Source organism: Pseudoclavibacter sp. RFBJ3, assembly GCF_002931375.1.
In the GTDB taxonomy this organism is placed as follows: domain Bacteria; phylum Actinomycetota; class Actinomycetes; order Actinomycetales; family Microbacteriaceae; genus Pseudoclavibacter.
Map to the genome: position 1 here is coordinate 1 of NZ_PSXZ01000017.1, position 22,274 is coordinate 22,274.

Here is a 22,274-nt window from a genome sequence, read left to right on the forward strand (position 1 = left end):
GGGCGGGGCGGAGCTACGCGGCGGGGTAGGTCATGAGGTCGCCGGTGAGCGGCACCTGCTTGGTGCGCGCTCCGGCGTTTGCCTTGTCGACCTTGTAGGCCTTGCCCTGTTCGCCGGCGTCGAGCGCGGCCTGCGAGGTGACCTGGCCGTCGAGCGTGAACGTGTCGAAGACGAACGGCAGTCCGTTGGAGGCGAGGGGGTTCGGGGAGTCCATGACATGGAAGTGGAGGTGCGGGGCGTCGCTGTTCCCGCTGTTGCCGAGCAGCCCGAGGCGGTCGCCGCGGGCGAGCTGCTGACCGACCCGGAGCTCGAAGGGGTTGCCGGTCTTGAGGTGGGCGTAGAACGCGTAGTTGCCGCCGCCGATGTCCTGCACGACGTAGTTGCCGCCGTATTCGTCGAGGGTGAGGGTCGGGCCGGGGGCTGTGCCGGCTTTCTGCTCGGCGCGGTCGCTCGTGATGGCGACGATGGGGCCGTCGGCGACGGCGATGACGTTCTCGCCGAAGCCGGGGTAGCCGCGCGCGTTGTCGCGGGAGTCTTCGTAGAGCCGCATGGTGGGGGTGAGTTTGACGTAGTCGATGGCCCAGCGTTCTGGCGCCCAGTAGGCGCCGTTGATGGGGCTGACGGCGCCGCGGTGGGCGGTGAGGCCGCAGCAGCCGTTGGCGTCGAGCCAGCCGCTGCCGGTCAGGGGCGGGCCGATGACGGCGATCTCGCGTCTGTCGACGGCGACGGCCTGCGTGGTCTCGGCGATCGTCTTCTCGTAGAGCGGCGGTTGCGCCTTGGGCATCTCGACGGTGACGGTGTGGTCGATGAGGTCGGGCACGTCGGTGTCGGATGCGATGGTCGCGTCCATCCACACGGTCGCGTTCTGCCCAGGCCCGAGCTCGACGCCGCCTCCGTCGGTGGCACCGGCGACGCGCATCACGTCGTCGAGGTCGTCGCCCTCGAGCTCCTGCAGCACCGTTCCGCCACTGCTCGCCTCGACTGCCTGGATCTTGACCTTCGACGGCGACCCGTTGGTGAGCTGCAGCTCGTAGGCGAGGTGGATGCGCTCATCCGTGCCGAGCACGGGGATGGGCGCGGCGAGGGCGGAGACGACGACGGGCGTGAACTGCTCGCCGCTCGCCGCCGGAGGTGCTGCGGCTGATGGGGTCTCGGTGACCGCGGGAGGCGCATCCGCCCCGATCGTGAGGGCCGGGCTCGCCGAGCAGGCGCTCAGCGACGCGAGCGCAGCCGCCGCGAGGACCGCCGCGCAGACGCGCGCTCCCCGTGCGGTGATGCCGGTCATGGGCTGAGTTTAGGCTCGCACAGGGAGGCTCGCCAGGCATGCCGATACTTACAGGCGGGCTGTCGAAGGTGATCCCCGTCCTACCGCACCCGCCCGGGCCCACAGGCATCCTTTTGCTTGCCATGGGGGTGCCCGGGCCTCGCAGGGTGCCACAGCGCCCCGAGGCCTCGCTCCGTCGGTTAACCTCGACTTCATGGACGGATGCTGTCGTGATCGCGAAGAGTGAGGATGTTGCGCGGCACGCCGGTGTGTCGCGGGGCGCGGTGAGTCAGATCCTGAACGGACGGGGGCAGCGATTCTCGGAGGCCACGAGGGAGCGGGTGCTCGCCGCAGCTGCTGAGCTCGACTACCAGCCGTCGGCTGCCGGTCGGGCTCTCGCAAACGGATCGAGCGACTTCGTCATCGTCTTGGTCCCGAACACCACGTTCGGCAGCAACCTGCAGGGCCTCTTCGAGGGGGCGACCAGCGTTCTTGCCGAGCACGGGCTCACCCTTGTCCTCCACCTCTCCACCGAGTCGGCGGCGGCGCTCGGCCGCCTCGTCGCGGGGATCAAGCCCCGGGCCGTGATTTCCTTGGTGCCCTTCGGGGAGGAAGAGCGGGCGCTGCTCTCAAGCCGCTCCATTGTCGCCATCGATCCCTCGCTGCAGACCCGCGACACGACCGACCTCGAGATCGGTCGGCTGCAGGCCCGCCACCTCATCTCGAGAGGTTTCGACGTTCTGGCTGCGGCCAGCCTGACCGACCAGCGACAGGACCCGTTCGGCCATGGCCGCATCGAGGGCATCCTGGAGGTCTGTGCGGCCGCAGGTCTCGCGGCCCCGCTCGAGCTGCACCTCGGTATCGATCTCGACGAGGCGACCAGGGTGCTGGACACTCTTCCCGAGGGGCGAGTGGGCATCGCGTGTTACAACGACGACGTCGCGCTCACGCTCCTTTCGGCTGCCCGCCGAGCCGGCAAGTCCGTCCCCGGCGAGCTGGGGCTGATCGGCATGGACAACACCGTGCTCTCGCAGGTCTCTATTCCGCGACTGACGACGATCGCGTACGACCTCTCACAGACGGCGTCGACCATCGTCGCGGCGGTCGTCGAGGGCCTAAGTCTCCCGAAGCAGGACGATCTCATATCCCAGACGCCGACCTTCGAGCTCAACATCGGAGAAAGCACCTAGGCAGCGTCCGTACCCGCCAACGCCGAAGCGGCCGGTTCGTAGCCGACCGCTTCAACGCCCACGGGCAGCCCGTGCAGCGCGCATGCTGCACGAAGCGAGCTACTTCGTGGGAACCTGCAGGCTCGTCGTCGGCAGCTCGGCCCGACGCCCCACGGTGATGGGGATGATCGCGATCGCGCCGAGTATCGCGAGTATCGCGCCACCGAAGTACACCGATGCGTACTCGCCGCCGAACGTGGCCAGAATCAGACCAGCGACGAGGGGCCCGAAGGCCTGCGGCACTGTGGATCCGAGCTGGAGGATCCCGAGGAAGCGCCCATTCTCATCCTCTTCGCGCGGCAGGACGTCGAGTGCAAGGGCCTGGTCGACTGCACCGTAGACACCGGTCGCGAGAGCGCTGATGGCGTTGCCGATGAGGAACATCGGGATGCTCGTCGAGAGCGCCGTCACTACGAGGCCACCGGCCATGATGAACGCCGCCGCGATCAGGAACGGCTTCCGAGTCCCGAACTTGTCGGAGAGGATGCCCGAGCCGATGGCCCCACCGACGCCGGCACCGACACCGAGGATGCCCGCGATCCCCAGCATCCCTGCCACCTCGAGCGGCTCAAGCCCGAAGCGACTTGCGATGAAGTACACCGTGTAGAGCGACGAGAAGGAGAGCGCGAAGAAGATGAGCGCCTTGCTCAGCCAGACCCAGCCAAGGTTGGGGTAGCGGCGAGGGTTGAAGACCATCCCGACGAGCAGCTTGCGTGCTTCGACTGCCTTGCTCGTGACGACGGGCTTCTCCGTGCGGGCATCGTCCTTCATGCGAACGAGGAACACGATTGACCCGAGGAACGCGAGGATGGCCGGAATCGCGAACATCGCGAGGCCGTTCGAAGAGAGCGCTCCTCCGACCAGGACTCCCGCGAGCGGCGCCATCTGGCTGATCGCTCCGGTGATTCCCAGCACCTTGCCTCGCTGGTTCTCTGGAAGCTTGTCTCCGAGGTGGGCCAAGGTCATCGACGATGCGGCCGTGTATCCGACGTACGCCAGCGTCCATCCGACAACCACGATGGATGCGTTCGGTGCTAGGCCGACAGCCAGCGAGCCGACGAGGCCCAGGGTAAGACCGGCGATCATCCAGGGGCGGCGCCGTCCCAGCCTCGACCGGGTTCGGTCGCTCAGCGCTCCGATGAGCGGCGTCAGGACGATGGCGAAGATTCCGGGGATGCCTGCTGCGAGTGCGAGAGCGGAGTCTTTCGCATCCGGTGCCACCTGCTCCACTCGAATGGCGAGCGAGAAAGCGATGGGGGTGACGAACGCGATGTAGATCGCGAACCATCCGATGTACAGCGCCCAGAGGTACCCCTTGCCGAATGGGGCGAGGTTGTCCGGGGTCGAGTCGTCCGAGCCGACGACCGCTTCAGCGATCTGCGCGGCGCCGACCTCGACTGCGGCCAGCTGGTTCGAGGGGAGATCGATCGACGCGATCCGTTCGGCTTCAAAGTCGTCTGTCGTCATGGAGAACTCCGTTGTTCGGGTCCGTGCCTGGTGCTCCCAGGTCACATGCGTCTAAGGTTGGTCGCGTTGGTATCGCGCGTTACCCGAGGTTAGCCACGACGACAAAGACTGTCAATGGCGACCCCGAAAATGCATCCACTCCTTTTCCGGCACGCAAGAACGGACTCGCACATGGCCTTCCCGAACAACTTCCTCTGGGGTGCATCGACGGCGCCACATCAGATCGAGGGCAACAACACCAACAGCGACTGGTGGGCCCGCGAATCGTTGATGCCCGGCATGGAACCGAGCGGAGACGCAGTGGACAGCTACCACCGCTTCCGTGACGACATGCAGCTTCTCGCCGACTCCGGGCTCAACTCCTACCGGTTCGGCATCGAGTGGGCACGCATCGAGCCTCGCCCCGGCCACATCTCCAGGGCAGAACTTGGCCACTACCGACGGATGATCGAGACGGCGCTCGAGCTCGGCATCACGCCGGTCGTGACCCTCCATCACTTCAGCAGCCCCAGATGGTTTGCCGAAGCGGGTGGCTTCCTCGCACCGACCGCCCCAGCCCAGTTCGCGGACTACGTTTCGACCGTCTCGCAGATCCTGGACGGGGTCGACTGGGTGATCACGATGAACGAGCCGAACATGCTGGCGATGATGATCATGCTGCAAGAGCAGATGCGCGCGGGCACGCTCGAGCAGTGGCAGAGTCCTACGACAGAAACGAACACGGAAACGGACAGGGACAGGATCGCCGCCGCACTCCCGGCACCGACGCCGGAGTACGGACAGAAGCTCATCGACGCCCACCATGCAGCCAGGGACGCCCTTCGGAATCGAACGAACGCGAAGCTCGGCTGGACCGTCGCCAACCAGGCGTTCACCGCAACGCCAGGCAACGAACAGAAGCTCACCGAGGTCAGACACGACTGGGAGGACCTGTACCTCGACGCCGCGGCCGGAGATGACTTCATCGGCGTCCAGTCGTACTCGTCGCAGGAGGTCGACGAGAACGGCACAGTGCCGCATCCGGCACACCCGGACAACACGATGGTCGGCACGGCGTACCGCCCCGACGCCCTCGGCATGGCAGTCGCCCACACTTGGGAACGGACGGGCTTGCCGATTCTCGTCACCGAGAACGGCATCGCCACAGAAGACGACGAGCGACGCATCCGCTACACGCGTGAAGCGCTGGCCGGCCTCGACCAGGAGATCCTGAAGGGCGCTGAAGTCAGGGGCTACCTCCATTGGAGCCTGCTCGACAACTACGAGTGGGGCCACTGGAAGCCGAAGTTCGGCCTCATCTCCGTCGAGCGGGACTCGCCGAACTTCGACCGGACCCCCAAGCCCAGCCTCGGCTGGCTCGGCGAAGTGGCCCGCCGGAACGCACTCGACGGTGATGCGGAGTCATGACGCCGAAGAGGACAGCGAAGCGCTGACGCTTCCCCCCCGGCCGACCTCACCAACGAGGCCTGGGCTGCGGATGTCCCGGAATCGGTGACAAGCATCACCGACATCGACGGCAAGTCCTTCATGTATACAGACCTCGCCACCGCCAACACGATTGGCCCGATCTACAACATGGAGGCCATGAACGCGGCCGGTCTCGAGATTCCTACGACCTGGACAGAGGTCCTCGCGTTCTGTGACGACGCGAACGCCGCGGGCAAGGTGCCGTTCGCACTGGGCGCGCAGACACAGTGGGTCACGCAGCTCGTGACATACGCACTCGCCGGAACGCTGGTGTACGGCGAGGACCCCGAATTCGACACGAAGCAGCTCGCTGGCGACGCCACCTTCCAGGACAGCAACTGGCTGAAGGCACTCGACCAGTACAAAGAGATGTTCGACAAGAAGTGCTTCAACCAGGATGCTCTCGGCACCTCGGTCGAGAACCAGTCGATCATGGTCGGCGAAGGCAAGGCCCTGGCCGCTGTGCAGATCTCGACCATCGGATCGCAGATGGTTGCGGCGAACCCCGAAGAGACCCTGAAGCAGGCTCCGCTGCCAGCGACTGATGATGCTGCAGAGACGCGACTGCCGCTCGGGCTGGGCGTTGGCTGGGGCGTCAACGCGAAGGCGAACAACCTCGAAGGCGGCCTCGCCTTCCTCGAGTACCTCAACACCCCTGAGGCCAGCAAGCTGACGGCGAACATCTATGGACTCTCCCCCAACGGCGGAGATGTGGAGACCAGCGAGATCAACGAGCTCGAGATCCCGCTCGTCGAGGAAAACCGGACCGTACCGTTCATGGACGTGACCTGGCCATCCGCAAAGGTGCAGAACCTTCACTTCACCGGTGTCCAGGAGCTCCTCGCCGGCTCGAAGACCCCGGCGCAGGTCTTGACTGAAATGCAGGACGCCTACACCGACGCACTGTAGGACTGGACCGCGTAGCAGGAGCCCCGAGTGAGCGAGACAGCTCGGGGCTCCCGGCGTCTCCGCGCCAGCTAACGGCTCTCGCCCCGCGCGTGCGCGACTCGACGCCTGCAGGACGGATCCGACCAGTAAACACCCAGGGAATTTGCTTAGCTTGAGGTTAATCGTTTTTCGAAGCGAGACACCGATCCGAAGACGCGTCGGTCGCGCGGCCACCGCAAGGTGCGCCCGCTCGAACGCAGACGCCTCGGTATCCGCTGTTCCTGCGACGCGCGCCGACCCCACCCAGCGCGGAGGAATGCCAATGAACAGCCCAAGAGCAGCGAGCAGCGACGACCAGCACATCGACCTCGATGCCGTCCGGCGGAAGTATCGCGAGGAACGAGACCGACGCGCGCGCCCAGATGGAGCGACGCAGTACCGGGCGACGGCTGGGGAGTTCGGCTACTACGCGAAGGATCCGTACACGGAGCGGACCGAGAGGGAACCCAGAGAGGACCGGGTCGAGGCACTGGTCATCGGCGCCGGGTTCGGTGGACTCCTCGCGGCGGCCCGCCTCGGGCAAGCCGGCGTGCAGTCGATCCGCATCATGGACGAAGCGGGCGACGTCGGAGGGACCTGGTACTGGAACCGCTACCCGGGCATCCACTGCGACATCGAGTCGTACGTGTACATGCCGCTCTTAGAAGAAGTCGGCTACATCCCCAAGTGGCGTTACGCCCCCGGTGAGGAGATCCGGCAGCACGCTATCGCCATCGCCGAGCGCTTCGATCTGTACGAGGATGCGATCTTCCAGACTCGCGCCACGAGCCTCGAATGGGATGAAGAGTTCGACGAGTGGCGTGTCGAGACTGACCGTGGAGACCGCTTCCGCGCGACCTACGTCATCACCTCGTCCGGCACGCTGACGCAGCCGAAGCTTCCAGGCATCCCGGGAATCGAGACGTTCCGGGGTCACACGTTCCACTCGAGTCGCTGGGATTACGCCTACACAGGCGGCACCGCCGACGGTGGGCTCACCGGCCTCGCCGACAAGCGAGTGGCCGTCGTCGGCACGGGCGCGACCGGGTTGCAGCTGATCCCGCACGTCGGGCGCGACGTGGAGCAGCTCTTCGTCTTCCAGCGCACCCCGTCGACCGTCGACGTGCGCGACAACCGGCCGACCGACCCGGCCTGGGCTGCCTCCCTGCAGCCGGGATGGCAGCGCGAGCGCATGGAGAACTTCCTCGAAGTGCTTGCGGGAGAGCCGGTGGCGGAGAGCCTCGTGACCGACGGCTGGACGGCCACGACCAATCTGCAGCGCCAGATCATCTCGGGTGCCGTCGACACCAGCCTCAGCATGGAGGAGCGAGAGCTACGCGACGAGCTCGACGACGCGATCACGATGAACCGCCTGCGAGCACGGGTGGACTCGGTGGTCACCGACCCGACGACAGCATCGGCGCTCAAGCCCTGGTACCGCTACATGTGCAAGCGTCCCGGCTTCAGCGACGAATACCTGCAGACCTTCAACCGTCCCAACGTGTCGCTCGTCGACACCGCTGACCACGGCGGCATCACGCGCATGACGGAGACCTCGATCTTCGTCGGAGACGACGAGTACGAGGTCGACTGCGTCATCTTCGCGACCGGATTCGAGGTGGGTGTCTCCGGTGTCGTCTCCGGCACACTCCCCGTTCTCGGCCGTGGAGGCCAGACGCTAATCGAGGCATGGAGTCGAGGCCCGCAGACCCTGCACGGGTTCTCCAGCCACGGCTTCCCGAACCTGTTCCACCTCAGCGGCATCCAGAACGCGAACTCCGTGAACTTCGCGCACATCCTCCAGGAGCAGGCCGAGCACATCGCCGCCGTGATCGCGGCGGGCCGATCTCGCGGCGTTCGATACCTCGAACCGAGCCTCGATGCACAATCCGCTTGGGTCGCCGAAGTCCACGCAACCGCGGCCGACAACCGCGCATTCCAGGCCGAATGCACTCCCGGGTACTACAACGGGGAAGGCACCCGTTCCATTGCCGGGGCGAGCTACAGCCCGGGTCCGGTCGCCTTCCACCGACTCCTGAAGCGGTGGCGCGAGACGAGCATCGGTGAGATCTTCGTCGAGGATGCAGACCGGAGGGCCCGATCCTGGGAGCCCGCGGGCGTGGGTACCCACTGATGGCACGGCGCGCACGCCCCGCGGTCGTCTCCTCGGCCGCGCTCGGTGTGCTCCTCGTCGCCGGGCCCCTCGCCGGATGCTCCGCCGCGGTCGGCACCAGCGAGCCGACGGACGGCACTGCGGTCGGTGCCCAGGCGGTCGAGATTCCCGCCTCCGAGCTCGCGCAGATCACCACCGTGCACGAGGCCACCGGCATGACTCTGCTGGAGGGTCCCACGTTCGGACCGGACGGCGGCCTCTACGTCGTCGATGTGACGGCACCTCCCGGGGCCGCCAAGGTCCTCAGAGTCGACGTGGAGTCGGGTGATGCGACGCAGGTCTACACGGACGACACGAGTGTCCTCACCTCCGCCCAGTTCAGTCCCCTCGACGGGAGCCTGTACGTCACCGACTTCATGGGAGGTCGGGTGCTGACCATGGATGCAGATGGCACGGGCGCGAAACCGGTCTTCGAGGGCGAGGTCGACGGCGCGCCGATGAACCCGGATGATCTCTCCTTCGCTGAGAACGGGACCATGTACATCACCGACGCAGCGGGAGCGCAGGATCCATACTGGGAGCCGACGGGCAGGCTGGTCGGCGTCACCGCCGACGGTTCCGCAGCCACTGTGCTTGCGAGCGACCTCGCATCAGCGAACGGTCTTGCATTCACCCCTGACGAGAGCGGCCTCTGGGTGACACACAACACCGGCAACCAGATCGACTACCTGACACTCACCGACGACGGCATGCAGGTCGCGACCGCACATCCAGCAATGCACGTCGACGCCGGGCTCGCGCAGGTCGACTCCGCGGCCGTCGACGCCGCTGGCAACCTCTACGTGGGCCTGCACAATCGCGCGGCGATCCTCGTCTACGACCCGACGGGGAAGCTCATCGCGGAGGTGACTATCCCTGCAGAAGCGGGTGTCAGCTCGGCGACGAACATCGCCATCCAACCGGGCACCACGAAGGGCTACGTCACCGCGAGCGGAAGCGACGGTGGATTCGTCTACACCTTCGACTCGCTGGCCGAGGGCATCCGTCAATCGAACGGCGGCTGACCGCGACGCGTGAGCCGCGAGTCCTCATCTCGACGTACCTTAGACCTGTGAATGGGCCGAGGGACGAACGGGATGAGCTCGCGGCTCAGGTGCGCGAGCTGAACGTCTCGTTCGAGGAGACCGCACTGCGCACCTTCCTCCCGCCGCTCCTTGACGTGGACCTCACGATCCAGCAGATGAAGGTGCTCACGGTGCTGGTGACGACCGACGCGGGCACGACCGGGGCGAAGCTCGCCACCATGTTCGGTGTCTCCATGGCTTCGATGTCGAAGCTGCTCGACCGCCTCGAAGATCGCGGCATGGTGCGCAGGACCGAAGACGAGCTTGACGCCCGCGCCAAACGCATCACGGCCACCGAACTCGGACGCGCGGCGATGCGAAGCCTCGTCGTCTCCCGCCCCGAGTTCCGCGACGACATCCTCCTCCAGCTCGATGTCGAAGATCTTCGGTCCCTGCTCCGAGGCATGACGGCGGTTGCGAGGACCATGGCCGCGCGCAGTGCCATCTCCGACCCATGATCAGGACACGCTAACCCTGACGGCCACTAACCGACACCATCGTCGTCGGAGGCCCGAGAACAGCCTCAGACCGTGACCCGCTGGGGCGTTTCGAGCAGCTCGTCGTCGCTCCCTGTCGATTCCCGCGCCGAGGGGATGCAAGCAGCCAGGACCGCGGCGATGAGCGAGACGCCGGCGCCGATGATGAGCACCGCTCGGAAGCCGTCTTCCGTTGGGACGACTCCCGCGCCTGCTGGCGTACTCATCTGCGCGAGGACGACGCCGACGATCGCAGCACCGATGGTGGTCCCGAGCGAGCGCATGAGCGTGTTGAAGCCGTTCGCAGCCGCAGTCTCGGTGCGGGGCACGGACCCCATGATGAGCGCCGGCATGGCGCCGTAGGCGAGGGCGACTCCGCTGTTGACGACAAGCGACGTCGCGAGAATGCCCCAGACGCTACCCATAGCCAGGAGGGCGACGCCGTAGCCCACCGCGATCACGGCAACGCCCAGCGTCAGTGTGAACTTCGGCCCCCGCGAGTCGGTGAGGCGCCCGCCGACGGGTGACAGCAGGAGCATCATCAGACCAGCTGGCGCCATCCACAACCCCGCGGCGAGAACCGACTGGCCGAGTCCGTACCCCGTCTCTGACGGAAGCTGCAGCACCTGCGGCAGTACGAGCATGCTCGCGTACATGCCGAACCCGACGAAGATCGACGCGATGTTCGTCATCAGCACGCGGGGGCGCACAGTCGTGCGCAGGTCGATGAGCGGTTCCTTCGTTCGTGTCTCCCAGAATCCCCACAGCACGAAGGTCGCGGCTGCCAGCACAAACAAGCCGATGGTGGCTCCGGACGCCCAGCCCCAGGATGCACCCTGGGAGATCGCGAGAATGAAGGAGACGAGACCGATGCCCAGGCCGATGGCGCCCGGTCCGTCGAAGCGCTGGCCGGCTGCGCCCGCGGGAGTGGACGGGAGGACCTTCCAGATGGCGAGGGCCGCGAGGACGGTGACGCCTGCGCTTCCCCAGAACAGCGCTCGCCAGTTCGCGAACTCGATCACGGCGGCCGCGATGGGCAGCCCGACCGCGCCACCGACCCCGAGCGTGGCGCTGACGGTCGCGATGCCGGAGGAGAGCTTCTCACGCGGGAGCACGTCACGAAGCAGCGCGATGCCGAGGGGTGCCATCCCCATACCCGCGCCTTGCAGCGCTCGACCCGCGATCATGAACTCGACGCTCGGCGCGAGGGCGCACAGCACGCCACCGAGGATGAGTGGCACCGTCGAGATGAGGATCATGCGGCGCTTGCCGAACAGGTCGCCGAGCCGCCCTGCGATCGGGACGACGACCGCGGCCGCGAGCAGCGTCGCGGTGACGATCCATGCGGTGTTCGAGGGAGCCGTCTCGAAAATCATGGGCAGCTGCGCCACCAACGGCGTGATCATCGTCTGCGTCAGCGCCGCGGCGATGCCCGCGAACGCCAGAACCGGAACGATCGCGCCGGACAGAGTGCGTGAAGAGCTCAAGATCAATCTCCGATGTATGCATCATGCAAGTTCTATGTAGGGTGCATATGCATATTACACATCGAGAGTAGGATCATTTCGCACTCGAACCAGAGAATCGCGACCGAGGAGGACAACGATGCAGCGACGCATTGCCGACATCGAGTACCAGCAGATGCTCCTCGGGCGCTTCTCCACCTCGCAGTATCGAGCGGACGACGGACTCGACCGAAGCGCCTATCTCCTCCTCAGCCGACTGCATCTGCAGGGGCCGATGTCGATCGGAGAGCTGAGCACAGCCCTTCGCCTCGATACCTCAACCGTGCATCGACAAACCGGCTCCGCGATGCGCGCCGGCATGCTCGAGCGCATCCCGGACCCTGAGGGTGGCATCGCACGTAAATTCACCGTGACCGAGATGGGCGAAGAACGGCTCCTCAGCGCACGCGCTCGCTCATTGCGCGCATTGGAGCGAATACTCGGTGAGTGGCCGAGCGAGGACGTCAACCAGTTCGCCGACTACCTCAATCGCTTCAACCTGGACATCGAGGGCTACAGCGACCACTCACTGAAGGACCCCACGCACAAGTAGGGGGCTTTGGGTTCACGGAACCCGACGGGTCCGCTCAAGCACGGCTGGAACCGGCACCTCAGCGCATCCCCATACCCACCACACCCAGGCCTTCGCGCAGTGATGCCAGGAACGCCTGATAGCCGTCGTCGGGATCCCAGGTACGGAACGCGGCACGCACGACACCGAGGGCGACCGCAGCAAAGACGTGGGCACGCAGCCCTTCGACACCACGCTCGGCGAGCCAGTTGAGCACGCTCTGCTCGAAGTTCGCATTGGCCATCATGTGCACAGCATCGAGTGACGGCTCTTGATCGATGATGCGCCGCCGCGCGGTGACGAGCTCCTCCTGCAACTCGAGATAGGCCTCGAGGGCCGTGACGAGTGAGGCCCAGGGATCCAATTCCTGGGCCCCCTCCTGCAGGAGCGCCGAGAGCCGTTGCGCCTCTTCCGGATCCGGGTCGAAGAGCACACCGCCCTTCGTCGCAAAGTAATTGAAGAAGGTTCTTCGGGAGACCCCCGCGGCCTCCGTGATCTCGTCGATCGACACAACCGCATAGCCGTGCTGATCGAACAGCGCGACAGCCGTCGCCCGTATGTGTCTCCATCGACGCAGACGGGCCGGCGGGAGGGGGCCGTCGATCAACTGAGCAGCACTGGTCACCCCACGACAGTACGCGTCCGTGTAAGGTGGCGTCGATTGCACTCAGTGCAAAACACGATTCGACAATGGAGTTTCCTCGTGAATAACGGCCAATACGACTACATCATCATCGGCGCTGGCAGCGCAGGCTGCGTCCTCGCCAACCGCCTGTCCGAGGACCCGAGCATCAACGTGCTCGTGCTCGAGGCAGGCGGCGACGACTCGTTCCCGATGATCAGGATTCCGAAGGGAATCGCCTTCACCCTGAAGAACCCGAAGTACGCCTGGTACTACCCAACAGAGCCATTCGGCCCGAACCAGCAGCGTGAGGTCTGGATACGCGGCAAGGTGCTGGGCGGGTCGAGCTCGGTGAACGGCATGGTCTACAACCGTGGCGCCCGGGCCGACTACGACAACTTGGAGAACCTGGGCAACCCGGGGTGGAGTTGGGATGAGATGCTCCGCGTCTACCGGCAGATGGAGGACCACTCTCTCGGAGGATCCGAGCTCCGCGGCCAGGGCGGCCCCTTGAAGGTCGGCGTCCGCTCGGACACCGAACCGGTCGACGAGGCCCTCATGGCCTCCGCCGGCAAGCTGGGCATCTCCAAGGTCGCGGACCTCAACGCCTCTGACGATGAACGCATCGGGTACGCTCCAGCCACCATCTGCAACGGCATGCGAGTCTCCGCAGCGAAGGCATTCCTGCACCCGGCACTCAAGCGTTCAAACGTCACGCTTCGAACCGGCACTCGGGCCACGCGCCTCTTGTTCGATGGAGATCGGGCCGTTGGCGTGGAGGCGATCACGGGCGAGCAGAGTGTGGAATTCCACACCAGGGGCGAGGTCATCCTCTCGGCGGGGTCCATCGCTTCCCCGCAGCTGCTCGAGCTCTCCGGCATCGGCGCGCCCGACGTGCTCAAAGCCGCGGGGATCGACGTGCGGGTCTCGAGCGCACGCGTCGGCGAGGGCGTACGTGAGCACCGGTGCATCCCCCTCCAGGTCAGGTTGAATAAGGACGTCGGCTATAACCGACAGCTCTCCTCGAAGATCCGGCAGGGCGCAGCCGGCGCGAAATGGCTTCTGACTCGCAAGGGGCCGATCGGGACCCCCGCGTACGACATGCTCGCGTTCTTCAAAACGCGCCCGGAGCTGTCGAGGCCGGATGCGCAGGTGCTGCTGACTCCGTACTCCATGGGCATCGGTTCCGGCAGCATCGGCGTCGAGAACCGGCCCGGCCTGTCCATTCTGGGCTTCACCTCGCGTCCGACGAGCGAGGGCACGATCCATGTCACGAGCGACAATCCTCTGGCGCCGCCGCGGATCGATCCCAACTACCTCGCCACGGACCACGACCGCACGAGCACCATCGCCCTCTTCCGCAGGATGCGAAGCATCGTCGCCCAATCCCCCATCTCGAAGATCGTCGCGGCCGAGATCCAGCCTGGCGCGGTCGTCGACGACGACGACGCGATCCTCAGATCAGCGTTCCTCTACGGCGGGACCGGCTACCACGCATGCGGAGCCGTCGCCATGGGCCCGGAAGACTCTGCGCCCGTGGACTCGAAGCTGCGAGTGCGCGGCGTCAGCAACCTGCGCGTCGTCGACGTGTCCGTCATGCCCGCCATGATCTCCGGCAACCTCAACGCCCCCGCGATGGCCATGGCCTGGCGAGCCGCGGAGATGATCCTCGATGAGCGCTGAGGCCTGGGAAGATGGCACTCGGGTGATGGATGCGGTCTACGGAGCAGGGTTCTCCCAGCGCCTGCCCGAAGAGGGTCGCACCCCGCTCCTGCGAGACACCGTCGAGCATCTCTTCGCCGACATCTGGTCTCGACCGGGCCTCTCCATCCGCGACCGCAGGCTGCTCGTCCTGGGCGCGACCGCCGCACTGGGCCGTGCCGACCTCATCCGCATCCAGGCGCTCGGCGGGCTCCGGAACGGGGAGTTCGACGCCGAACAGCTGCGAGAAGCCGCCCTGCATCTCGCCTACTACGTGGGCTGGGGCAACGCCACCGCCGCCAGCTCGGGCTTCGACCAGGCCCTCGCGGACCACGAGCACCTCACGACCGTTTCAGAACAGGAACGGGAACCAGAAGGAGACGACGCATGACCCCTACTGCACCGACAACTGCCACCTCTCAGGGACCACTTGCAGGTGAATCACGCCTGCTCATCGATGGCGAGCTCGCCGACGCCTCGGATGGCGGCACGCTCGAGAATATGAACCCGAGCACGGGAGAGGTCGCGGGCTTGGCCGCGTCCGCTACCGCTCAGGACATGGAGCGTGCCATAGCGGCAGCCAGGCGCGCGTTCGACGAGGGCTCCTGGGCGAACGACCCTGAGTTCCGCAGCCGTTGTCTCATGCAGCTGCATGCGGCGATCAACGATGAGCAGGAACGACTCCGCCGGATCATCGTCACGGAATCCGGCAGCCCGATCTCTCTCACCTACGCCGTCCAGCTCAAGCAGCCGCTCGAGGAGACGAAGTACTGGGCGGAGATGGCGCGCGACTTCACCTACGAGTACGAGTTGGAGCCTCACGAGAACCGCGGCAGGACCTCCCGTCGCATCATGCGGCACGAGGCAACCGGTGTCGTTGCCGCGATCACTCCCTGGAACTACCCGTTCTACCTGGACGTGGCGGAGTCCGTTCCGGCCCTCGCGGCCGGCAACGCGGTGATCCTCAAACCCGCGCAGATCACTCCTTGGAGCGGCCTCGAGCTCGGGCGCCTCGTCGCCGAGCGGACCGACATCCCGGCCGGCATCTTCCAAGTGCTGACGACCACCGACCACTCCGTCACGGAGCAGCTCACGACCGACCCCCGGGTCGACATGGTGACGCTGACTGGCTCAACAGCGACGGGGCGACGCGTGCTGGCTGCCGGCGCCGACACCGTGAAGAAGATCTTCCTCGAACTCGGAGGCAAGTCCGCCCACGTGGTTCTGGAAGACGCCGACTTCGCCACGGTCATTCCCGGCGCGGCCGTCGTCTGCTCACACGCTGGCCAGGGCTGCACCCTCTCGACTCGTCTGCTTGTTCCGCGCAGTCGCTACGAAGAGGCGAAGGCGATCCTCAAGGCCACTTTCGAACGCGTCCCCGTCGGGGACGTCTGGGACATGGGCACCCTGCAAGGCCCTCAAGTGAGCGCGAAGCAGCGAGATTCCATCGTCGAGGCCATCGCGAACGGCGTCGCTGAAGGAGCGACATTGCTTGTCGGTGGCCACGCGATGAGCGACCGCCCGGGCTACTACGTCGAGCCCACGGTGCTCGTCGATGTCGATCCGAACTCCGCGCTGGCTCAGGAGGAGATCTTCGGTCCGGTCTTGTGCGTGATCCCGTACGACACGGTCGACGAAGCCGTCGAGATCGCGAACGCCACGATCTACGGTCTCGCGGGCGAAGTGAGCGGCGGCTCAGAGTCGTCCGCCCTCGCAGTTGCGCGGCGCCTTCGCGCCGGCAATATCTCCGTCAACGGCGGGATGTACTTCAGCGTCTCCACCCCCCTCGGCGGATACAAGCAGAGCGGCATCGGACGCCGCAACGGCGAAGAGGGCTTCCGCGAGTACATGGAGCTGAAGGCCATCGGGATCCCCGCAGCTTGAGGTGCCACCGGGGTCGTGGGAGAGGAGAGTTATGGACCCGCCGCCCCGGTTGGGCAGTCGGGGGCTTCGTTGTCGCTGTCCCTGAGGTCACGTTCCTGGTGAGTTGACGCGTGATACCAACCCCGATAACGTGTCAGGTATCGCGCGTTACCGTGTGGTGTTGGACAGCGACGTTCTGGAGCCGAAATCATGACCCGAGAGACCTTCAACAGCAGCTGGCGCTTCCGCACGAAGGTGACGGCCTTCGCGGAACTCGGCGGCACCGCAGCCTCGAGCTGGACCGACGTCACACTGCCTCACGACGCACTTCTCACGACCGCTCGTGACGCTTCAGCGCCGCGGGGCGAGACGAACGGCTACTTCAACGGCGGCGCCTTCGAGTACACGAAGACGTTCGACGCTCCGGTCGAGCTCCGCGGCAAGCACGTGCTCCTCGAATTCGACGGCGTCTACCGCGACGCGGCCGTCTTCGTGAACGGGAACCTGGCCGGCCAGCGGGCGTTCGGGTACTCGCGGTTCCATGTCCGCATCGACCCGTACCTGGAATTCGGCGGCAAGAACGAGATCCGCGTCGAATGCCGCACCCACCTCGACAGCCGCTGGTACGCGGGCGCAGGCATCTACCGAGACGTGCACCTGATCGTCCAAGAACCCGTCCACTTCGTGCCGGACGAGGTCCGCATCCGCACGCTTGACGTGGAAACCGGCACCGCCGTCATCGAGATCGAAGCAGAGATCTCCAATGCCAGCTCGCTGACAACGCACCTGCGATCAACCGCCGACATCACGGGGCCCGACGACACCTCGGTGGCTTCCGGGACCTCACCCGTGACGCTCTTGCCGGGAACGACCGCATCCGTTCGACACCGGCTCTACGTCGCAGACCCGCACCTCTGGAGCGTCGACGCCCCGAACCTGCACACGGTGCGCCTGACGCTCAGCGACGGCGAGACAGTTGTCGATGCGCAGACAACCACCTTCGGCATCCGCACGCTGCAGCTGGACCCGCGCAACGGCCTCCGGATAAACGGTGAGAGCATCAAGCTCCGGGGCGCGTGCATCCACTCGGACAACGGCCCTCTCGGCGCGATCTCGATGCTGCCTGCAGAGCTGCGACGCGTGCGCATTCTGAAAGAGGCGGGGTTCAACGCGATCCGGAGCGCGCACAACCCCATGAGCGCCGCGCTGCTCGAGGCCTGCGACCAGCTCGGCATGCTCGTCATGGACGAGACGTTCGACGTGTGGACCTCGGGCAAGTCCGACTTCGACTACGCCTTCGACTTCCCGGAATGGTGGGAGCGTGACGTCGAGGCCATGGTCGCGAGGGACTTCAACCACCCAAGCGTGATCTTCTACTCGATCGGCAACGAGATCCCGGAGACCGGCACACGGATCGGGTCCACCTGGGGGCGTCGCCTCGCGGAGAAGGTGCGGTCCCTCGACAACACGCGGTACGTCACGAACGGCATCAACGGCTTCGTCTCGATGATCGACACGATCGTGCCGCAGATGCAGGCACGCCGCGACGCGACGGCCGCCCAGCCGACCGGTGGAGTCAACACGATGATGGCCGGCTTCGGGAGCATGATGAGCGCGATCCAGACCTCCGAACCGGCAACGCTGCGAACCGAGGAGTCCTACGCGGTCCTCGATGTCGCCGGCATGAACTACTCGGATGCGCGCTACGAGCTCGACCGTGATCTTTTCCCCGACCGTATCATCGTGGGCACTGAGACCTGGCCATCGTCGATCGCCGGCAACTGGCAGCTGGTCGAGGCCAACACCCACGTGCTCGGCGATTTCACCTGGACCGGATGGGACTACCTGGGCGAGACCGGGATCGGCACCGTCCGCTACGCGAAGTCCGAGAACAAGAACGAGCACGACGACAGCGAGCCTGAGTCGAAGTCGTTCTCCGGCGGCTTCCCTGAGCTCACGGCCTGGTGCGGCGACATCGACATCGCGGGAACTCGGCGCCCCATCTCCTTCTACCGGGAGACCGTCTTCGGGTTGCGGTCCGCGCCCTACATCGCGGTCGACCGTCCCGAGTTCCACGACAGGACCATCGCGGTCGCAACCCCCTGGTCCTGGACGAACTCGCTCGGCAGCTGGTCATGGCCAGAGTCGGTAGGCGCTCCGATCAGGGTCGAGGTCTACAGCGATGCTGAAGAGATCGAGCTGCTCCTCGACGGCGCCCCGATCGATCGCTCCCCCGTCGGCGAGGAACACGCGTTCCGGGTCTCGTTCGAGACGGTCTACCAGCCGGGTGAGCTCACCGCGGTCGCCTACACCGACGGCTCCGAAACAGGGCGGTCCACCCTCCGCAGCGCGAGCTCGGCTCTGCAGATCACCGCACTCGCAGAGCGCACCGAACTGCGCGCAGACGGCACCGATCTCGGCTACATCGATCTCGCGCTGACGGACTCCGACGGCACCCTGCACGTGACGCTCGACCGACAGGTTTCCGTCGTCATCGAAGGACCAGCCGTCCTCCAGGGCTTCGGCAGCGGCGCTCCGACGACAACCGAGACCTTCTTGAGTGATCGCCACAGCACCTTCGACGGGCGAGCTGTCGCGATCATCCGCCCCACCGGCGCCGGGACGATCACGGTCACCGCGACGGCCGACGGATGCCCGGCAGCCTCGGTGACGTTCACCGCGGCCTGACGCCAGAACCGGAACGGAGATACGCCATGACTGGAATCAACCGACTCGAGCTCGTCCGACGACATAACCCGCGGATCAGCACGCCCGACCCGCAGCATGTGCTCTCCGTGGGCAACGGCGACTTCGCCTACACGGCTGACATCTCCGGGATGCAGACCTTCACGCGGTTCCACGACCCCCTGCTGGCGGTGCGCGGCGGGCCGACGACGGTCAACACGGCCACGATGTCCACGTGGGGCTGGCACGCCATGCCCAACCCCGACGGTTTCACGCTCGAGGATGCGATGAGCGACCACCAGACCCGTCGCGGCCCGGTTCGCTACCCCGATCGTCACGACCTCGAAGGGGCCATGCGCGGCCAGGTCTCCGAGGAGAATCGAGCAGGGGCCTGGCTCAATGCGAACCCGCAACGACTCGACCTCGGGCGAATCGGGTTCAGCTTCCGGCAGGCAGACGGGACATTGATGGAGGTTGAGCCGTCAGAACTCGAGGACACCGAACAGACGCTGGACCTATGGACGGGAGTCCTCTCGACCTCCTTCGGGTTCAGGGGCGAGACCGTCCGCGTCACGACGGTGGCCGCGCCTCGGGATTCGACGGTGGCCTTCCGTATCCAGTCTGAGCTGTTCGCGACCGGTCAGCTGTCGGTCTCCGTCAGGTTCCCGTACGCGCACGACGGGTTCTTCCAGACCTCGGACTGGGGGAAGCCCGACCGGCACAGCTCGGCGCTGTATCGATCAAGCGCCGCGACGGCGAGCATCCACCGGGTGCTGGATGCAACCCGATACGACGTCGCCCTCGCGTTCACGGACGGTTCCCTCGTGACGCCAGCCGGAGCCCACGAGTTCGACATCGCTCCGGCGGAAGCGACGTTCGAGCTGGTTGCGGGATTCTCCCCTCAGCGCGCTGAACAGCGGCTCCCATCGTTTGACGAAGTCGTCGCTGACTCCGGCGACGCGTGGGCTGGCTTCTGGCAGTCGGGTGCCGCGATCGATCTCGCCGGGAGCACTGACCCGCGCGCAACCGAACTCGAACGGCGCGTTGTGCTCTCGCAGTACCTCACGGCAGTGCACTCGGCTGGCAGTATGCCTCCGCAAGAGACGGGACTCGTCACGAACTCGTGGTCCGGGAAGTCGCACCTCGAGATGCACTTCTGGCACGCAGCCCACTTCGCTTCGTGGGGGCGGCCGGAACTCCTGCGCCGCAGTCTGGGCTGGTACCGCGACATCCTTGACGAGGCAAGACGGACCGCCGCAGGGCAGGGGTACCCAGGCGCCCGCTGGCCGAAGCAAGTGGGGCCGCAGGGAATCGAGAGCCCCGACCCGATCGGCTCCTTCCTCATCTGGCAGCAGCCGCACATCCTGTACCTGCTCGAGCTCGTGTGGCGCGCATCATCCGAAACCGAGCGGGCCTCGCTCGCGCAGGAGTTCGCCGAGGTTGCCCACGAGACCGCGACGTTCATGGCGGCCTTCCTCGAAGAGCGCGACGGCGAGCTCCACCTGCTGTCGCCCGTGATGCCGGCGCAGGAATTCTACGATGTCACCACTACGGAGGACCCGACGTTCGAGCTCGCGTACTGGTGGTGGGGGCTCGAGATCGCCCAGCGCTGGCGCGAGCTCTCCGGCTTCGACCGCGATGAGCAGTGGACGGATGCCCAGTCGCGGATCGCTTCCCCTCACGTCGTGGAGGGGCGCTACACCGCGATCGCCACGGAGCCGTTCCTGCGCCGCGACGACCACCCGGCGCTGCTCGCGGCCTACGGTGTCGTCCCGCCGACACCCGTGATCGACCCCGAGATCATGCGCGCAACCCTCACCGACGCCCTCGACACCTGGGAGTGGCCGACCGCCTGGGGATGGGACTTCCCGGTCATGGCGATGACTGCCAGCAGGCTCGGACGAGCCGACGTCGCCATCGACGCGCTCCTGCGCGATGAGGTCAAGAACCAGTACACGGTCGTCGGCCACAACAGCCAGATGGGTTCCATCCTGCCCATCTACCTTCCTGGCAACGGTGCGCTGCTGGCGGCCGTCTCACTGCTGGCGTCGTCGGGCCAGGACGGCTCCCCCGCCTTCCCCGACGGCTGGCAGGTCACTGCGGAGGGCTTCGTCCTCTGGCCGTAAGCCTGCACGCCGCGACTTCCTCGAACTCGACCTCCCTCCTCACGAAAGGCAACACATGTCAGACCAGCCCCCTCTCCTCAGCGGTGACAGCACGATCGGCGCCTGGCTCGCGCACCCCGTCGGCGCTCGAATCATCGATGGCATCGCCGCGCAGGCCGGGATGGACGAGAAAGCCGTCGCACTCATGCGCAACCTGCCGATCGAGCGCTTCATCAACGCCGCGGGCTCCGCGCCGGATGGGTTGCTCGATGGACTCGTGGGGCAGGTGAACGGGGGTCGCTCTCCGGAGGAAGGCGAGCAGGTTTCGGGAACCGGATGGACCGAATCCGTCACCCGCGAACGTTTTGACGGTCGCACGGTCATCGTGACCGGCGCGGCCTCGGGCATCGGTAGGGCGGTCGCTTCGCGCGTCGCACGGGAGGGCGGCCACGTCGTCGCGGTCGACCTCTCGGCGGAGCGCCTGGCTACCCTCACGGACAGCCTTCCTGGCCTGGCCATCACTCCCGTCGCCGCCGACATCACGTCGATCGACGGCATCGCCGACATCATCGCGGCGACCGGCGGACGAGTGGATGCGCTCGCCAACGTGGCCGGGCTGCTGGACGACTTCAGCCCCGTGCACGAGGTCTCCGACGCGGTTCTCGAGCGCGTGTTCAACGTCAATGTGTTCGGCGTCATTCGCCTGACCCGTGCCGTGGTTCCGCTCATGATGACCCAGAAGCGCGGCTCGATCGTGAACATCGCATCGGAGGCGGCGCTCCGCGGCTCCTCTGCCGGCGTCGCTTACACGGCCTCCAAGACCGCAGTCATCGGTCTGACGAAGAGCACCGCCTTCATGTACGAGCAGTACGGCATCCGAGCCAATGCAGTCGCGCCCGGCGGAACCCTCACCGGCATGCGCCCGACCGGCGCGAACCCGTTCGGGAAGGCACGGCTCGACACGCACGTCGCGGATGTGCCGATCGCCCTTCCGGAAGCGCTGGCCGCTTCCATCACGTTCCTGCTCAGCGACGACGGCGTCAACATCAACGGCGCCATCCTCCCGTCCGACGGCGGCGAGTCGGTGTTCTGACCTAGCTAGGGCTGTCCAGCCCCTGCCCACCTCTGGCTTCAGGCGCATGCAGCGCTTTTCTG

General features: G+C 66.2%; 16 protein-coding genes and 1 pseudogene. 13 read left to right on the plus strand and 4 right to left on the minus strand.

Annotated elements, in window-relative coordinates:
- Positions 1–13 precede the first annotated feature (13 nt).
- On the minus strand, positions 14–1,285 hold the full coding sequence (locus C5E07_RS16650; RefSeq protein WP_104300854.1) for a M23 family metallopeptidase: 1,272 nt from the start codon (positions 1,283–1,285) through the stop codon (positions 14–16).
- Positions 1,286–1,494: 209 nt separating this feature from the next.
- Here C5E07_RS16650 and C5E07_RS16655 point away from each other — a divergent pair, with 209 nt between their 5' ends.
- Complete coding sequence (locus tag C5E07_RS16655) at positions 1,495–2,454, plus strand: LacI family DNA-binding transcriptional regulator (protein ID WP_181058123.1); 960 nt, start codon at positions 1,495–1,497, stop codon at positions 2,452–2,454.
- A gap of 99 nt (positions 2,455–2,553) precedes the next feature.
- On the opposite strand, the gene C5E07_RS16660 is transcribed toward C5E07_RS16655, so the two are convergent.
- On the minus strand, positions 2,554–3,960 hold the full coding sequence (locus C5E07_RS16660; RefSeq protein WP_104300858.1) for an MFS transporter: 1,407 nt from the start codon (positions 3,958–3,960) through the stop codon (positions 2,554–2,556).
- A gap of 171 nt (positions 3,961–4,131) precedes the next feature.
- On the opposite strand from C5E07_RS16660, the gene C5E07_RS16665 reads away from it, so the two are divergent.
- From C5E07_RS16665 to C5E07_RS16685, 5 genes and pseudogenes are all read left to right on the plus strand, one after another.
- Entirely contained in the window at positions 4,132–5,367 is a 1,236-nt protein-coding gene (locus C5E07_RS16665) for a family 1 glycosylhydrolase (RefSeq protein ID WP_104300860.1), read from the plus strand.
- A gap of 54 nt (positions 5,368–5,421) precedes the next feature.
- Positions 5,422–6,336, plus strand: a pseudogene (locus C5E07_RS16670) (ABC transporter substrate-binding protein); the annotation flags it as partial.
- Positions 6,337–6,637: 301 nt separating this feature from the next.
- Complete coding sequence (locus C5E07_RS16675; RefSeq protein WP_181058125.1) at positions 6,638–8,488, plus strand: NAD(P)/FAD-dependent oxidoreductase; 1,851 nt, start codon at positions 6,638–6,640, stop codon at positions 8,486–8,488.
- Positions 8,488–9,531, plus strand: a complete 1,044-nt coding sequence (locus C5E07_RS16680) for an SMP-30/gluconolactonase/LRE family protein (protein WP_104300866.1) — start codon at positions 8,488–8,490, stop codon at positions 9,529–9,531. Before C5E07_RS16675 ends, C5E07_RS16680 begins: the two co-directional genes overlap by 1 nt.
- A gap of 47 nt (positions 9,532–9,578) precedes the next feature.
- Positions 9,579–10,049, plus strand: coding sequence for a MarR family winged helix-turn-helix transcriptional regulator (locus C5E07_RS16685; RefSeq protein WP_104300868.1), 471 nt, complete (start codon positions 9,579–9,581; stop codon positions 10,047–10,049).
- 65 nt (positions 10,050–10,114) lie between these two features.
- Here the strand turns inward: C5E07_RS16685 and C5E07_RS16690 are convergent, their stop codons facing one another.
- Positions 10,115–11,554: an MFS transporter gene (locus tag C5E07_RS16690; RefSeq protein WP_258064015.1), complete on the minus strand. Its 1,440-nt coding sequence runs from the start codon at positions 11,552–11,554 to the stop codon at positions 10,115–10,117.
- A 118-nt stretch (positions 11,555–11,672) separates the two neighbouring features.
- Between C5E07_RS16690 and C5E07_RS16695 the strand changes: the two genes are divergently transcribed.
- Positions 11,673–12,125 carry a MarR family winged helix-turn-helix transcriptional regulator gene (locus C5E07_RS16695; protein ID WP_104300870.1) on the plus strand — a complete coding sequence of 151 codons (453 nt, stop codon included), beginning with the start codon at positions 11,673–11,675 and terminating at the stop codon, positions 12,123–12,125.
- A 58-nt stretch (positions 12,126–12,183) separates the two neighbouring features.
- Here C5E07_RS16695 and C5E07_RS16700 read toward each other — a convergent pair whose 3' ends face one another.
- On the minus strand, positions 12,184–12,768 hold the full coding sequence (locus C5E07_RS16700; RefSeq protein WP_181058127.1) for a TetR/AcrR family transcriptional regulator: 585 nt from the start codon (positions 12,766–12,768) through the stop codon (positions 12,184–12,186).
- Positions 12,769–12,846: 78 nt separating this feature from the next.
- Here C5E07_RS16700 and C5E07_RS16705 point away from each other — a divergent pair, with 78 nt between their 5' ends.
- The 6 genes from C5E07_RS16705 (at position 12,847) to C5E07_RS16730 (ending at position 22,212) form a co-directional block, all read left to right on the plus strand.
- Complete coding sequence (locus C5E07_RS16705; RefSeq protein WP_104300874.1) at positions 12,847–14,448, plus strand: GMC family oxidoreductase; 1,602 nt, start codon at positions 12,847–12,849, stop codon at positions 14,446–14,448.
- Positions 14,438–14,857, plus strand: coding sequence for a carboxymuconolactone decarboxylase family protein (locus tag C5E07_RS16710; protein ID WP_104300876.1), 420 nt, complete (start codon positions 14,438–14,440; stop codon positions 14,855–14,857). The genes C5E07_RS16705 and C5E07_RS16710 overlap by 11 nt, the downstream gene beginning before the upstream one ends.
- On the plus strand, positions 14,854–16,350 hold the full coding sequence (locus C5E07_RS16715; RefSeq protein WP_104300878.1) for an aldehyde dehydrogenase family protein: 1,497 nt from the start codon (positions 14,854–14,856) through the stop codon (positions 16,348–16,350). The genes C5E07_RS16710 and C5E07_RS16715 overlap by 4 nt, the downstream gene beginning before the upstream one ends.
- A 189-nt stretch (positions 16,351–16,539) precedes the next feature.
- Complete coding sequence (locus C5E07_RS16720) at positions 16,540–19,017, plus strand: glycoside hydrolase family 2 TIM barrel-domain containing protein (protein WP_104300880.1); 2,478 nt, start codon at positions 16,540–16,542, stop codon at positions 19,015–19,017.
- Positions 19,018–19,043: 26 nt separating this feature from the next.
- The gene (locus C5E07_RS16725; protein ID WP_104300882.1) at positions 19,044–21,140 is read left to right on the plus strand and encodes a hypothetical protein; all 2,097 of its coding nucleotides are present in this window, start codon (positions 19,044–19,046) and stop codon (positions 21,138–21,140) included.
- Positions 21,141–21,195: 55 nt separating this feature from the next.
- The gene (locus C5E07_RS16730; protein WP_104300884.1) at positions 21,196–22,212 is read left to right on the plus strand and encodes an SDR family NAD(P)-dependent oxidoreductase; all 1,017 of its coding nucleotides are present in this window, start codon (positions 21,196–21,198) and stop codon (positions 22,210–22,212) included.
- The last annotated feature ends 62 nt before the right edge of the window (positions 22,213–22,274 follow it).

Coding starts and splice junctions, on each gene's coding strand:
- C5E07_RS16650 (WP_104300854.1), bottom strand. CDS start 1,285: ATGACCGGCATCACCGCACGGGGAGCGCGCGTCTGCGCGGCGGTCCTC.
- C5E07_RS16660 (WP_104300858.1), bottom strand. CDS start 3,960: ATGACGACAGACGACTTTGAAGCCGAACGGATCGCGTCGATCGATCTC.
- C5E07_RS16665 (WP_104300860.1), top strand. CDS start 4,132: ATGGCCTTCCCGAACAACTTCCTCTGGGGTGCATCGACGGCGCCACAT.
- C5E07_RS16675 (WP_181058125.1), top strand. CDS start 6,638: ATGAACAGCCCAAGAGCAGCGAGCAGCGACGACCAGCACATCGACCTC.
- C5E07_RS16680 (WP_104300866.1), top strand. CDS start 8,488: ATGGCACGGCGCGCACGCCCCGCGGTCGTCTCCTCGGCCGCGCTCGGT.
- C5E07_RS16695 (WP_104300870.1), top strand. CDS start 11,673: ATGCAGCGACGCATTGCCGACATCGAGTACCAGCAGATGCTCCTCGGG.
- C5E07_RS16710 (WP_104300876.1), top strand. CDS start 14,438: ATGAGCGCTGAGGCCTGGGAAGATGGCACTCGGGTGATGGATGCGGTC.
- C5E07_RS16715 (WP_104300878.1), top strand. CDS start 14,854: ATGACCCCTACTGCACCGACAACTGCCACCTCTCAGGGACCACTTGCA.
- C5E07_RS16720 (WP_104300880.1), top strand. CDS start 16,540: ATGACCCGAGAGACCTTCAACAGCAGCTGGCGCTTCCGCACGAAGGTG.
- C5E07_RS16725 (WP_104300882.1), top strand. CDS start 19,044: ATGACTGGAATCAACCGACTCGAGCTCGTCCGACGACATAACCCGCGG.
- C5E07_RS16730 (WP_104300884.1), top strand. CDS start 21,196: ATGTCAGACCAGCCCCCTCTCCTCAGCGGTGACAGCACGATCGGCGCC.